This window comes from Ensifer sp. Root1252 (genome assembly GCF_001425885.1).
Classification (GTDB): domain Bacteria; phylum Pseudomonadota; class Alphaproteobacteria; order Rhizobiales; family Rhizobiaceae; genus Ensifer; species Ensifer canadensis.
Genome location: NZ_LMDT01000058.1, coordinates 93,753 through 107,050, shown reverse-complemented (window position 1 = coordinate 107,050; position 13,298 = coordinate 93,753). Strand labels below are relative to the sequence as shown.

The 13,298-nt window shown below is 61.1% G+C and carries 11 protein-coding genes; 9 read left to right on the top strand and 2 right to left on the bottom strand.

The window, feature by feature from the left end; genetic code table 11:
* Positions 1-81: 81 nt before the first annotated feature.
* The 4 genes from asnB to nadE are packed head-to-tail and all read left to right on the top strand — an operon-like array spanning position 82 to position 4,890.
* A complete protein-coding gene (gene asnB, locus ASD02_RS35345; RefSeq protein ID WP_025428541.1) occupies positions 82-2,019 on the top strand; it encodes an asparagine synthase (glutamine-hydrolyzing) in 1,938 nt (645 codons plus the stop codon).
* Positions 2,020-2,046: 27 nt separating this feature from the next.
* Positions 2,047-2,313: an acyl carrier protein gene (locus ASD02_RS35340; RefSeq protein ID WP_025428542.1), complete on the top strand. Its 267-nt coding sequence runs from the start codon at positions 2,047-2,049 to the stop codon at positions 2,311-2,313.
* Positions 2,314-2,338: 25 nt separating this feature from the next.
* Positions 2,339-3,886 (top strand): class I adenylate-forming enzyme family protein, encoded by a 1,548-nt coding sequence (locus tag ASD02_RS35335; RefSeq protein ID WP_025428543.1) that lies wholly within the window; start codon positions 2,339-2,341, stop codon positions 3,884-3,886.
* The gene (gene nadE / locus ASD02_RS35330; protein ID WP_057211307.1) at positions 3,883-4,890 is read left to right on the top strand and encodes an NAD(+) synthase; all 1,008 of its coding nucleotides are present in this window, start codon (positions 3,883-3,885) and stop codon (positions 4,888-4,890) included. The genes ASD02_RS35335 and nadE overlap by 4 nt, the downstream gene beginning before the upstream one ends.
* Before the next feature lie 37 nt (positions 4,891-4,927).
* Here nadE and ASD02_RS35325 read toward each other — a convergent pair whose 3' ends face one another.
* Together ASD02_RS35325 and ASD02_RS35320 are read right to left on the bottom strand one after the other, a co-directional pair.
* Positions 4,928-6,043: a hypothetical protein gene (locus ASD02_RS35325; protein ID WP_025428545.1), complete on the bottom strand. Its 1,116-nt coding sequence runs from the start codon at positions 6,041-6,043 to the stop codon at positions 4,928-4,930.
* A complete protein-coding gene (locus ASD02_RS35320) occupies positions 6,040-6,711 on the bottom strand; it encodes a HemK/PrmC family methyltransferase (protein ID WP_082555721.1) in 672 nt (223 codons plus the stop codon). The genes ASD02_RS35325 and ASD02_RS35320 overlap by 4 nt, the downstream gene beginning before the upstream one ends.
* Before the next feature lie 287 nt (positions 6,712-6,998).
* On the opposite strand from ASD02_RS35320, the gene ASD02_RS35315 reads away from it, so the two are divergent.
* From ASD02_RS35315 to ASD02_RS35295, 5 genes are all read left to right on the top strand, one after another.
* Positions 6,999-8,321: a lipopolysaccharide biosynthesis protein gene (locus ASD02_RS35315; protein WP_057220120.1), complete on the top strand. Its 1,323-nt coding sequence runs from the start codon at positions 6,999-7,001 to the stop codon at positions 8,319-8,321.
* 40 nt (positions 8,322-8,361) lie between these two features.
* The gene (locus ASD02_RS35310) at positions 8,362-9,456 is read left to right on the top strand and encodes a GNAT family N-acetyltransferase (RefSeq protein ID WP_156408545.1); all 1,095 of its coding nucleotides are present in this window, start codon (positions 8,362-8,364) and stop codon (positions 9,454-9,456) included.
* Between the two features lie 127 nt (positions 9,457-9,583).
* Positions 9,584-11,197 (top strand): GumC family protein, encoded by a 1,614-nt coding sequence (locus ASD02_RS35305; RefSeq protein ID WP_057218175.1) that lies wholly within the window; start codon positions 9,584-9,586, stop codon positions 11,195-11,197.
* A gap of 13 nt (positions 11,198-11,210) precedes the next feature.
* Positions 11,211-12,542 (top strand): O-antigen ligase, encoded by a 1,332-nt coding sequence (locus ASD02_RS35300; RefSeq protein ID WP_057220118.1) that lies wholly within the window; start codon positions 11,211-11,213, stop codon positions 12,540-12,542.
* Positions 12,535-13,296, top strand: a complete 762-nt coding sequence (locus ASD02_RS35295) for a polysaccharide deacetylase family protein (RefSeq protein ID WP_057220117.1) — start codon at positions 12,535-12,537, stop codon at positions 13,294-13,296. The genes ASD02_RS35300 and ASD02_RS35295 overlap by 8 nt, the downstream gene beginning before the upstream one ends.
* The last annotated feature ends 2 nt before the right edge of the window (positions 13,297-13,298 follow it).

The following is a 13,298-nucleotide window of genomic DNA, read 5'->3' as shown; positions in this document are numbered from 1 at the left end:
AGAAAACGCCGGCGGTTAACCCATGAACTCTTCATGCGGATTATGTTTCGGTTGTGATTGACCCGTGTGAAAGTTCTGAACATGTGCGGTTTTGGCGGCTATTTCGGTTCGGTCCGGGAAGCAGAAACCCTTCTCAAGAGGATGGTGACCGCGATCGCGCATCGCGGACCGGACGAGCATGGCACATTCGTGGCGCCGGAAGCCGGCCTCGGTCATGTCAGGCTCTCGATCGTCGGGCTTGGTGACGGCCAGCAGCCAATGTCAGATGCGACGGGCGAGCTAACAATCGCCTTCAACGGCGAGATCTTCAATTATGTCGAACTACGTGAGGAACTGCGCGCCAAGGGCCGGCATTTCCGGACTTCGAGCGACACCGAAGTTATCCTCCATCTCTACGATGAGATGGGCGAGGACTGCCTGTCCGTCCTCAATGGCGACTTTGCCTTTGCAATCTGGGACGCCCGCCGCCACCGAATGATGCTCGCTCGCGATCGCATGGGCGTGCGTCCACTTTTCTATACGACCAGAGGCGGCACACTCTACTTCGCATCCGAGATCAAGGCGCTGCTTCAGGTGCCCGGCATCGTAGCCGAGATCGACCCGATCGCGCTCGACCAGATCTTCACGCTTTGGGCGCCGATCGCGCCGCGGACAGGCTTTCGTGATATCCACGAGCTGGAACCCGCAAATTTCATGATCGCCGAGCGGGGGCGTCAGACGATCAGGCCCTATTGGCGTCTCGACTATCCGGATCGCGAGGCCACTTCACGCTTCGTCAATGAAGACGAAGCCGCCGACGAATTGCGGGCGCTGTTGAGCGACGCGACGCGGATCCGCATGCGGGCCGATGTGCCGGTCGGCTCCTATCTGTCGGGCGGTCTTGATTCCTCCATCGTCGCGGCGCTGGCGGCGGGTATGGCGCCGCAAGGATTGCGCACGTTCTCCGTCACGTTCGACAGCGTCGAGCACGACGAAAGCGCCTACCAGATGCAGATGGCCGCGGCCCTCGGCACGCAGCACAGCACCGTTGCCTGCCGTGCCGGCGATATCGCCAGGGTGTTCCCGGATGTGGTACGTTTTGCTGAAAGGCCGATCATCAGGACGGCGCCGGCGCCGCTCTATCAGCTTTCGGGCCTGGTGCGCGAACAGGGGCTCAAGGTCGTACTGACCGGCGAGGGGGCCGACGAGGTCTTTGCCGGCTATGATATCTTCAAGGAAGCGCGCGTGCGTCGGTTCTGCGGGCGTCAGCCTGGCTCGCACATCCGCCCGCATCTGTTCCGCAAGCTTTATCCCTATCTCCCTGGCCTACAGCAGCAGTCGGCTGAATATCTCGCCGCGTTCTTCGGGGCGGGAGACGTTGCGCTAGACGATCCGCTCTTTTCCCATCGCCCCCGCTTCAAGAGCACGGCGGCGACGAAGATCTTCTTCTCGCCCGATCTGCGCGCCAGCCTTGCCGGCTACGACGCGGCAGAGGAGCTGGCGAGCCGTCTGCCTCAGGATTTCGGCCGCTGGCATCCCTTGCATCAGGCTCAGTATCTCGAGGGTCGGTTCCTTTTGCCCGGCTATATCCTTTCGAGCCAGGGCGACCGCATGGCGATGGCGCATGGCATCGAAGGGCGTTTCCCGTTCCTCGATCATCGGCTGGTCGAGTTTGCGTCCGGTCTGCCGCCGGAGATGAAGCTCAAGGGGCTGGTGGAAAAGCACATCCTGCGCGAGGCAACCAAGGACCTGATGCCGGAAGCGATCGGCAAGCGCACCAAGCAACCCTATCGAGCACCCGATAGCCTTTCGTTCACCGGCGTCGGTGAACTCGATTACGTCCGCGAGGCAATGAGCCAAGACAGAATTGCCGCGGGTGGTCTCTTCAACCCGAAGGCGGTCACGAAACTCTACGAAAAGTGCCAATCCCAACCGGTATCCGGCTTCCGCGACAATGCAGCGTTCGTCGGAATCCTGTCGACACAGCTATGGCTGAAGACATTCACTGGCACGAGCATCCACGCCGCCCAGGCGGCCTGAACGACTGAGGAAAGGAAAGGAAAAGACATGACGGAGACGATCAAGGACAAGGTCAGGGCCTTTGTCATCGAGAACTTCTTGTTCGGCGACACGTCCTACGACCTTGCCGACACGGCATCGCTGATCGAGAACGATATCATTGACTCCACCGGCGTGCTGGAGCTGGTCGCATTCATCGAGGATCACTACGGCATCGCCATGGCGGACGCCGATATCGTACCGGCGAACCTGGATTCGCTCGCGCGCATCTCGGCTTTCATCGAAGCCAAATCTGGCGCGACGGTAGCGGCGTAAGCGACAACGGGTGAGGTCCACGCAGATGCGGTTCGAGCAATTCCTTATCGACAACGCCGCGGCGCATGCGGCGAAAACAGCATTGATCACCGACCGCAAGCGGCTGCGGTATGACGAGTTCGATCGGCTTTCGAGCCAACTGGCGGCCTCGCTTTCCAGGAACGGTGTCAAGCGCAATGACCGCGTGCTGGTGTTCATGGACAATTGCTGGGAAGCCGCTGTTTCGATCTTTGCCGTGCTGAAGGCAGGCGCGACCTTCAGTCCGATCAATTCGTCGACCAAGGCAGACAAGCTGGCCTACATCATCGGCGATTGCGAGGCAGCCGCCATCCTCACACAGGCAAAACTGATGCCGGTCGTGGGCGATGCCCGTGCGCTTGCCGGCGATGCGATGCTGTTCGTTGCTTCCACGGCGGCGCCCAACGGCCAGGTGCCTGCGGGTGCCACCGCATTCGACACATGCCTGGAAGGCGAGCCGCAGCCGGTTGTCCACGGCGGGATCGATGTTGACCTGGCGATGCTGATCTATACCTCCGGCTCCACTGGGCGCCCGAAGGGCGTGATGATGACACATCGCAATATCGATGCGGCGTCCGGATCGATCACCACCTATCTGCGCAACCAGCACGACGACATCATCCTCAACGTCCTGCCGCTCGCCTTCGACTACGGCCTCTATCAGCTGCTGATGGCGGTCCGGCTCGGAGCGACGCTGGTTCTCGAAAAGTCCTTCGCGTTTCCGCATGCGATCTTCGAGCGCATTCGCGAGGAGGGTGTCACCGGATTTCCGCTCGTGCCGACGATGGCGGCGATGATCTTGCAGATGCGCGATCTGGAGCCGGGTTTTCTACCCAGCCTTCGCTATCTTTCCAACACTGCCGCGGCGCTGCCGCCGGCACATATTGCCCGGCTAAGAGAACTCTTTCCCGGCGCGCGGCTCTACTCGATGTACGGGCTGACGGAATGCAAGCGCTGCACTTATCTGCCGCCCGAAGAACTTGATCGTCGGCCGGGCTCCGTCGGCATCGCCATCCCCAACACCGAGGCCTTTGTGGTCGACGATGAGGGTAAGCGCGTTCCGCCGGGCGTGCCCGGCGAACTCGTCATCCGTGGCCCGCACGTCATGCAGGGCTATTGGCGCAACGATGCCTCGACCGAACGCATGCTTCGGCCGGGACCGCACCCTTGGGAGAAGGTGCTCTACACCGGCGATCTGTTTCAGGCCGATGCGGAGGGCTTCCTCTATTTCGTCGGGCGCAAGGACGATATCATCAAGACCCGCGGCGAGAAAGTTGCGCCGAAGGAAGTCGAGACGGTCCTGCATTCCCATCCAGGCATTGCGGAAGCCGTCGTGCTTGGTGTGCCCGACCCGGTTCTCGGCCACGCGATCGCGGCACTTGTCGTGCGCTCGGACCAGACGCTCAGCGACAAGGACATCATCCGTCATTGCTCGCGCCATCTGGAGGACTTCATGGTCCCGAAGGTTGTCGAATTTCGCATCGAGTTGCCGAAGACGGACACGGGTAAGGTTAGCCGCCGACTTGCGGCCGAGACGATGGAGCCTGCAGAATGAACATTCGCCCGACCCAGGACACGGCTGCGTTTTCGGCCGAAACGCTTGATATCGACCATGCGGCTGAAACCGACCGCATCGTGGCAGGGCTGCGTGAGCAGCTGCGTGGAATGAAGAAGCGCGGCCTCGTGCTAGGTCTTTCCGGCGGCATCGATTCCAGCGTGTCTGTCGCCCTGGCTGTGCGAGCTGTGGGTGCGAAGAACGTCTTTTGTCTGTTCATGCCCGAGAACGACAGCGACCCGGAAAGCCTGAGGCTCGGCCGTCTGGTCGCCGAAACCTTTGGCGTCGATGCCGTGGTTGAGGATATCGGGCCGATCTTGCAGGCAATGGGCTGCTACGAGCGTCGCGACGCCTTCATCCGCCAACTTGTTCCTGCCTACGGCGAAGGCTGGGCATCGAAGATCGTGATCGCCAACGCGCTCGAAGGTGAGGGCTACAACATCTCGTCGCTGGTGGTCCAGGATCCACAGGGCAAACAGACCAAGCTGCGCATGCCGCCGCCTGTCTATCTCGGTATCGTTGCCGCCACCAACATGAAGCAGCGCACGCGCAAGCAGATCGAATATTACCATGCCGACCGGCTGAATTTCGCCGTCCTCGGCACGCCGAACCGGCTGGAATACGACCAAGGCTTCTTCGTGAAGAACGGCGATGGCGCCGCCGACGTCAAGCCGATAGCGCATCTCTACAAATCGCAGGTCTACGCGTTGGCGGCCTCTCTCGGCATTCCCGAGGAAATCCGCCGCCGCCCGCCGACGACGGATACCTATTCGTTGGAGCAGACGCAGGAAGAGTTCTATTTCTCGCTGCCCTACGACCGCATGGATCTATGCCTTTATGGCCTCAACAACGGACTGGCGATCGAGGCGGTTGCGCAGGCTGCGGGCTTGACGGCAACGCAGGTCGATCGCGTCTGGGCGGATATTGCCGCCAAACGCAAGGCGACGCGCTACCTTCATCTCGGGCCGCGACTCGTCCAGACCGTTGAGGAGATTGCTGACTGATTGGCATAGGGTGCGATGGCCAATCCGGCCGCATCGGTCAGTCGAAGCGGCCGCCCATAAGTCGGCTCCAATGTTCGCCGGCCAACCCGTTTATAAATCCTTGCGAATGGCGGAACGCCTGAACGAGTTCGTCGTCGCGCGAGTGGATCACGGTTGACGCCATGTGCACAAAGGCGATGCGACGACCGAGCATGGCCTCAAGGAGAGCTGGCTGCGTCCGACCACGCAGACCCGCGACACCGCGCGCGGCTGCGTGGTCGATCAAACAATCGATGACGGGGCCGGCCTGTCCGGGAAGGGCGAGGATCTGCAGCACGCGGCCGATATCGCCGGAGCGAGCGTGATAGGCAAAGGCGCCGACGACGGTTCCGGTGCGCGCGGTGACGGATGCGAAGATTGCGCTACCCTGATCAGGTTTTTGCACCGCGTCTGCGAGGATGTTGTTGAGCTGCCCTTCCGCCCAATCCGGGCGCAAAGGGAATTGGGCAGTGAGCGGACCGACGAGATCGGCGAAACCGCTTCTGTCGATTTCACCAACGCGAAAATTTGCCTGTCCCGTTCCGCTTTCGGGGACGGCCGACCAGCGCCGCTCCCCGCGACCCATCCTGTTGCGATAGAAACGATCAAACGCATGCGCGAGCGGATTGACCAGCCGAGCGAGCTTGATCCGGTGCTCGGCGACGCTGAGCGTGAATGCCGATGGCCGGATGACACGCACCCAATCAAGACTGTATTGCGGCAGTACGATACCGCGCAGTTTCGTCCACATCTGAGTCGATACTTCGCTTGCGGTCTCGCTGAACGACAGATCCTGTGGACCCGCGAGGAAGGCCTTCAGCAACCGTGCACCCGCCATCGGATCGCTTTCACGATCCTCGGCCATAAGGGAGCCGCATATGGCGGCTCGCAACGGCCGCCCGTTAAACGTCATCGGCAGCGCGTTAACGCCAACGAAACCGGAGATGCGGCCGTCGCCGTTGACGTGGACGAGGGGCCGAATCTCGCGATCGCAACCAGGTGCGTCCAGGTAGAGCTGCCGCATATAGTCGACGAGCGCAGCTGGCGGCTCCGTCTGATCCTTGCAGAAAACCCTCTGGAACATTCCAGCGATCGCAGGAATGTCTGCGGGTTCAAGCGGCCGGATGTTACTCATCGTTCCTCGTCCCCGGCACCCGCCGCAACGGATGCTTGAGCAACAAGTTTCCTGACGATGGCGACGCGTGGCTTGCCTTCCGCATCGGTGGCGAAGGTGACGGGCTCGTAGGCCTTGGTGCGGGCGAGAAGGGCGGATGCCTGCCGATCCTGGCCGGCGCCGAACTCGAAGAGCAGCCAACCACCGGGTTTCAGGAACGCCACAGCATCGCGGATAAGGCGCTGATGGATCGAGATGCCGTATGGGCCGCCATCGAAAGCTTCCCGCGGCTCGGCTTCAAGCAGATGGGCGCTGTCGCCTTCGAGCCTGGATGTCGAAATATAGGGCGGGTTGCAGACGATCATGTCGACCGAGCCCTCGAGATTGTCGTCGGCCAGCGCAGCAAACAGATCGCCCTGTCGTATGGTGACGCGATCGGCGACGTTCAGGCGAGTGACGTTTCTGCGGGCCAGCGCAACGGTGCTATCGGTCAAGTCCGCACCCCAGACGCGGGCGGAAACGACATCGGCCGCAAGCCCGAGCGCCAGGTTTCCGGAGCCGCAGCACATGTCGATGACGGTTGCGCCGGATGGCCGGTCATGCAGGATCCTTGAAGCCGTGCGTCCGAGCAGCTCCGTTTCTTCTCGTGGCACCAAGACATCGGGTGCCAGTTCGAGTTCGACGTCCATGAAACGGTGCAGACGCGGCGCCTCGCCGCTTGCCTGATCATCCTGAAGGGGATTGTTGTTTTGCGGCACGGCCTCTCCTTCATGCGTCGATCGATGGCTGCACGATCCACACTACTGCAATCAGGTAAACGGAAGCTAAAATGCAATTGATGCGGGAGTGTTAACCGCGCAATCATTTCTAAGTGCTATTCTTTGCGATGATCGGAAGCGTGTGCTCGGCTGTTGCGGCAACGCCCATCCGGCATCGGACGCACATTTCGTCGGATTGTTGTCAAAGGCAGATCGGGATGGCATCGGAAGGTCTCAGAGAACCGGGCGCGCACAGACCGTTCCTGTCGATGGTCATGTCCTATGCCGCCTCGGGCGGTAGCCTCATCATTGGATCCGCTGCCCAGCTTCTGACGTTCGCGATCCTCGCACGTTGGCTCGGCGTTCATGAGTTCAGTGTCTTCGTGGCGATCACGGCGGTTGCCAATATTGCCGTGCATCTCTGCGGGCTGGGGGCGATGGAGTGCCTCGTGCGCCGCGTCGCACGCGACCGGAGCATGTACTCTCGCATGCTCGGTCACAACGTCATCTTGACCGCCATCAGCGGCATCGTTCTGGTTTTGCTTGGCGCGATTGCGCTGCCGTTCTTCTTCACGCTGTCAGCTGACCCGGCTACCAACATTGCCGTGATTACGCTGATGCTGGTCACCAACATCATCTTCGTTCGCGTCATCGTGCTGACGGAGCAAATCTTTCTCGCTCACTCGAATTTCGCATCTGCCAACAAGGTTGTCGTCGGCTTCGCCATCGCCCGCACCATCGCCGCGGCGCTCGCCTGTATCGTCTTTGGCGTGGCGACCGTTGCCTCCTGGGCGGTCTGGCAGTTCGTATGCCATGTGCTTGTCGCCATCGGTTGCTGGTATGCCGTAAAGGGCCTTGGCCGGCCCGTCTATGGGATCGTGCGCGAAGAGCTGCCGCAGGGGCTCTACTTCAGCATCCCCTTCATTCTGCGCGCGGTGCGCCAGAATGCCGACCTGCTCGTCCTGAGCCTCGTTGCCTCCGCAGAAGTGATGTCGAGCTATAGCGTCGCGCGGCGCATGCTGGAGAGCAGCTATCTCTCGGTCGAGGCGCTGAACCGGTTGATTTATCCCGGTTCGGCCAAGGCAACGGCCTCCGGCCTGCACCATGCCTTCGAGCGGGTACGCAAGGTGCTCGTTGCTGCCACTTCGATCAGTATTGCGGCGGCGATCGCGGTCTTCGTGCTTGCGCCGGTCCTGCCTTACCTCTTCGGCAAGGACTATGTCTCGTTGGTGTCCTTCGTTCGAATTCTCTGCTGGGTCGTCGTGCCGATTGCCATGTGGTCGGTCGCAATGGAAGCGCTCGGAGCATCCGGGCATCACCCTGCGCGTGCCTCTGTCATGGGTCTCGGCAGCGTCCTTGGCGCTGCGTTGACAGCGTGGGCGACTTGGTATGCGCCACCTGCGGGCACGTTCATCTCCTTCTATGTGATCGAGATCGCGATGGTCATCGTTTCCTGGAGTGTCTTCCTGCGCTTCGTCCGGCGCGACAGGGAGGGAGCGGTTGAGCACGTCGTCCCGGCGAGGATGGCGCATGAAGGCTGAGCTGAGGGAACTGGAAACTGCCACAGCCATCGGGCATCGCATGCAGCACCCGGGCCGCGTGAGACCGATGGAGCTGGGCGATATCCCTGCAGTTAGCTCGCTCTTCAGCAAGATTTTCCGCAAGCGCGACATTGAGCCAAGTGGTGACCTCCGGCAGTATCTTGAAGCGGTCTTCTTCGGCAGTCCGCTTTACTCTCCCGAGCATGGCAGTATCGTCTACGATGACGGCGACGGCACCATCGCCAGCGCAATCCTGGCATTGCCGATGGAATTCTCGATCCACGGTCGCCATACCGTCGGCAAGCTTCTTTGCGCGTTCATGTCAGACGGCAAGGCGGGTGCCGTTGGTGCGGCATGTCTCGCTCGTACGATGCGCTCCGCGCGCCAGGACATGTGCTTCTCGGATAATTCGTCGCCGGTGAGTGCGGACCATTGGGTTGCCGGGGGCGGGGTCGTGCTTCCGATACAAAGCCTGGAGTGGCAGCGATCGTTTCGACCGGCTACCAGCAGCGCCATTCGTGCCAGCCGTCAATTTCCGGCATTGGGTTCGAAATTGGTGCTCGGTGTCCTTGGTGCATTCGACAGGGTGTTGCGCTGGCGAAGACCATCCGTCAAACCCACCCCGACTTCAGGATGTATGACGAAGGTGATCGGGGCCGGCGAGTTTCTCGGTTGCGCCCGACCGATGATGGAACGGTTTTCGGTCAGGCCCGTTTGGTCAACCGAGGAGTTCGATTGGCTCGTCGCGATCGCCGGTAAGAACCAAGGCCTCGGTGAAGTGCATTTCCGACAAGTAACGGCGGATGGAAGAGCGATTGGCGTTTTCCTCTTTCTTGGCAGGGCGAACAGGACTGCGACGGTTCTGAATGTGCTTTGCCAACCGGGTCGGGAGTTTGAGGTGACGGCCGAGATGTTTGCCTGCCTCGACCGCGAAGGTTACGCCCAGGCCACAGGCGCCGCACAACCATTTCTGATGAACGCGATCTCGCGCCAACGCTGGCTGACGTTCCGCCACCGTGGCTATTTCTGCATGGTAACGCGCCATGGAGATCTCAAGGACGCGGCATTGCGCAACGACCTCTATATCGGGGGTCTGGCATCCGAAAGCTGGAGCCGGTTGCTGACGGACTTCTAAGCGTCAAGGTAAACGGCTGCCGGGCCGATTAACGGAATTTTCACCGTACAACTCTAATCCTTCATTGGAGATACGAGACGCGCAAGCCGGCGATTTTTGCGTCTTGAAGCGGGCGTGAGGGATGCGGATGTATAGGCCGAACGAGCCCCGACAACAAAGGTCGCCTCAGCCAGCGCACGGTCAACGTGCGATGGTCGGCGGCGGTTCGTTGCTCAACCTTCTGCCGACAGACGACGAGGACGCGCTCCCTCCTTTTGAAGAAAAGCAAGCGCCGCGAAGAGAGCCGGAAGTCCGGCGTTCCCAGGTGGTTGCGCGGGCACAGACCGAGACGCAGCCGACGCCGCATGTCGGTGGCCTGTTCTTCCCGCGGCTTCACCTCGTCAGCCAGATCGGGGTAGACGACGGTATTCGCTGGCTGCGCGACGGTATGCTCTGGATCATCGCCGCAGTGACGATTTGCACATTTGCGGCCCTTGTCTATGCAATGACTGCGTCGCCTCGATACACCGTCTACACGGATATCGTCGTCGACCCGTCCAATCTCAACGTTGTCAGCGACGATGTTTTTACAAGCAATCCGCAGCGTGACGCGCAGCTGTTGGAGGTGGAGAGCAAACTCCGGATCCTGACGTCACGCAATGTGCTGGCGCGGGTGATCGACGAATTGCAGCTCACGCGCGATCCCGAGTTCGTCAAGCCGGCATCCTTTGCATCGCTGCGCAACCTGTTTTCATCGAAGCAGGAACAAGAGGTCAACAACGAGCTTGCAGCCATGCGCGCGCTTTCGGAGCGCGTGGAGGCGCGGCGCGAGGAGCGTTCTTTCGTCGTCGTCATGAAGGTTTGGAGCGAGGAGCCGGCAAAGGCCGTGACCCTCTCGAACGCGATCGTCGATGCCTTCGAGCAGGAGCTGTTTCAGTCGGCGGCCGAAAGTGCAGGGCGTGTCGCCAAGAACCTCAACGCCCGGCTGGACGAATTGCGCCGCAACGTGACCGATGCCGAGCGGGCGGTGGAAGATTTCCGCAGGGTCAACGGCCTGCAGTCGACCAATGGTCAATTGGTCAGCAACCAGCTTTCCGGTGAACTCAACACCCAGGTCTTGGACGCACAGCAGCGCTTCATCCAGGCGGAGACACGCTACAACCAGATGAGTGCGGCAATCGCTCAAGGGAGAACCGCCAGTGCGTCGGAGTTCGAGTCCGAAAACATGACGAACCTGCGCGAGCAGTACAACTTGCTCCAGCAGCAGATTGCCTCGATGCAGCGCACGTTCGGCGAACGGCATCCCCGTCTGGTGTCGGCTCGATCCGAGCGCGCGACGATCGAGGGTGCGCTTGCCGACGAGGCCCGGCGCATTCTGGAGCGGGCCAAGGCGGACATGGATCGCGAGCAGCAGGCGCTTGAAGCCTTGCGCGGTAAGGCAAACGTCGAGAAGTCGAATGTCTTCACCGACAATGAGTCTCAGGTGCAACTGCGCGATCTGGAGCGCGATGCCCGTGCCAAAGCGGCGATTTACGAGACGCATCTTGCGCGCGCCCAGCAAATTACCGAACAGCAGCAGATCGATACGACCAATGTGCGGGTGATCTCGCGGGCGTTGCCGCCCAACGCACGCACGTGGCCGCCACGTACGGTGATCCTGCTGGTCGCCGGCGCTATGCTCGGCCTTTTCCTTGGTGTGTCGGCAGCGATCGCCCTCGGCCTGTGGAGATATATTCGCCGCCCGCAGCCGGCGACTGCCTGACGGGAGCGCGCCAATGACGAGCGCCGCCTACGCCGAAACCAATGCCGCCGAAACGCTGCGGCTGCGTGTCGGCACCGTCCTGTTCATGACGACGTTTCTGTTCTTCTGGATATCGATCACCCCGTTCGTCGACCTGACGGGAGCAGCAGTGCTTGATCCGTCGGCCGGTAATTCGAACCGATTGAACCAGATCGTTTCTCTTTTGTTGTTTACGGGCATGCTCGGTTACGGCCTATGCCATCCGATGCGAAATATCATCCTGCAGCCGCGGCCGCTGCTTGCAGTGCTGTTTACCTGGTTCCTTTTCGTATCGGTGATCTCAGCCCACCCAATGCTTGGGATCAAGGGCACCGTTCTTGCCATCATGGTCACGGTCAATGCCAGCATCTACCTGCTGTTGCCCGCCAGCGAACGGCATTTTGCCAAAATGCTGGGCATCGGTACGCTCATCATGCTCGGCGTTGCCTATTACGGCATCGCCTTTAAGCCGATGCTCTCTATTCATCAGGCGTCAGAATTGCGCGAGCCCATGAATGCGGGTCTATGGCGCGGCCATTTCCCGCACAAGAACAGTGCGGCCGCCGCGATGGTGATCGCGGCCTTCTTCGGGCTTTTCGTCATGAATAGCTGGTCGCGATTGGCCGGGATCGCCATCGTGCTGCTGTCGTTCAACTTCCTCATCCATACCGGCGGCAAGACCTCGACCGCGATGCTGCCGGCGATCCTGTTGCTTGCCTGGATATTCGAGAAGATCCGTCTCCTGCGCATCCCGATCGTCATCGGTGGCGTCGGGCTGTTCAATCTGTTTGCCGTCGGATCAGCCGTATTCATGCCGCTCAGCGAGTTCATCACCGAACTTGGCATCGACGCGACGTTCACCAACCGGGCGGATATCTGGCGCTTCGCGTTCACCGCGCTCGCCGAGCAGCCTATCACCGGCTACGGTTTCAAGGCATTCTGGCAAACGGAAGAGCTGGTCCACAGCGGCGGAGCGATCGAGACCTGGGCGGTGGCGGCTGCCAACGGCCACAATTCCTATCTCGACATCGCCTTGATGACGGGCTTTCCCGGGCTGCTGCTCACGGTGTTGTGGATCCTCGTCCTGCCGCTGCGCAATATTGCCCGCATGGCGTCCGCCGAGCAGCATTCACATCTCACGCGGCTCTTTACGCGCGTCTGGCTCTATACGATCTTCAACGCCGGCCTTGAGAGCTTGTTCTACGAGGGCGGCAACCTGCTGTGGTTCACCTTCCTGTTTTCGCTCTACGGTCTGCATTTGCAGGCCCGCGCGATCCTTGCCTTGCCGTCGCAATCTGCCGAAAAAAGGGGCGTGGCCTATGCTTGAGTTTGTGCAAAAGGTTGACGGCCTTGTCGACCGGCTGGCAAATCGTCTGATCTGGCGCCTTGCTCAGAAGAAGCTCGCCGTTGTGACCGACGTTCCGCTCGTCTCGTTCACCTTCGACGATGTGCCTGACAGCGCCTTGCACCAGGGTGCCGAAATCCTTGAACGGCACGGCGTCCGCGGCACATTCTACATTGCCGGGGGGCTCGAAGGGCGGGTTGAGCCGGATCGAACCTTGATCACCGCTGCGGGTTGTGAGGCTCTCTCCAAGCGCGAACACGAAGTCGGCTGCCACACCTTCAGCCACAGCAAGATAAGACGTCTCACCGGGGGGGCGCTTGCGCGCGACCTCGACCGAAATGCGGACTATCTGGCAGCCAGTGGCGTCGCGGAGCCGGCAAGGAACTTTGCCTTTCCCTACAACGCCGCCTGGCCGATGGCACGCAGGGAATTGGGGCGGCGCTACCGAACGTGCCGGGCCGCAGGGGAGGCGATCAACCGCGGTGCAGTCGATCCAATGATGTTGAAGGCGGTCGAGATCCGCCAGCCCGAGGCGCACGCTCTTGCGCTGACCCGCTGGATCGATGACCTCGTCGCGCAGCCGGGATGGCTGGTCTTTTTCACGCACGACATCGCGCCACGACCGACGCCTTATGGCTGCACGCCGGAGATGTTCGAGCATCTGGTCCGCGATGCGGTCGAGAAGGGATGCACCGTCCTGCCGGTCGACAAGGCACTCGATCGGCTTGGCGGATGAGG

Bases quoted from the DNA above. Each gene is read 5' to 3' on its own strand.
- asnB (WP_025428541.1), top strand. From the start codon at position 82: ATGTGCGGTTTTGGCGGCTATTTCGGTTCGGTCCGGGAAGCAGAAACC.
- ASD02_RS35340 (WP_025428542.1), top strand. From the start codon at position 2,047: ATGACGGAGACGATCAAGGACAAGGTCAGGGCCTTTGTCATCGAGAAC.
- ASD02_RS35335 (WP_025428543.1), top strand. From the start codon at position 2,339: ATGCGGTTCGAGCAATTCCTTATCGACAACGCCGCGGCGCATGCGGCG.
- nadE (WP_057211307.1), top strand. From the start codon at position 3,883: ATGAACATTCGCCCGACCCAGGACACGGCTGCGTTTTCGGCCGAAACG.
- ASD02_RS35325 (WP_025428545.1), bottom strand. From the start codon at position 6,043: ATGAGTAACATCCGGCCGCTTGAACCCGCAGACATTCCTGCGATCGCT.
- ASD02_RS35320 (WP_082555721.1), bottom strand. From the start codon at position 6,711: ATGGACGTCGAACTCGAACTGGCACCCGATGTCTTGGTGCCACGAGAA.
- ASD02_RS35315 (WP_057220120.1), top strand. From the start codon at position 6,999: ATGGCATCGGAAGGTCTCAGAGAACCGGGCGCGCACAGACCGTTCCTG.
- ASD02_RS35310 (WP_156408545.1), top strand. From the start codon at position 8,362: ATGCAGCACCCGGGCCGCGTGAGACCGATGGAGCTGGGCGATATCCCT.
- ASD02_RS35305 (WP_057218175.1), top strand. From the start codon at position 9,584: ATGTATAGGCCGAACGAGCCCCGACAACAAAGGTCGCCTCAGCCAGCG.
- ASD02_RS35300 (WP_057220118.1), top strand. From the start codon at position 11,211: ATGACGAGCGCCGCCTACGCCGAAACCAATGCCGCCGAAACGCTGCGG.
- ASD02_RS35295 (WP_057220117.1), top strand. From the start codon at position 12,535: ATGCTTGAGTTTGTGCAAAAGGTTGACGGCCTTGTCGACCGGCTGGCA.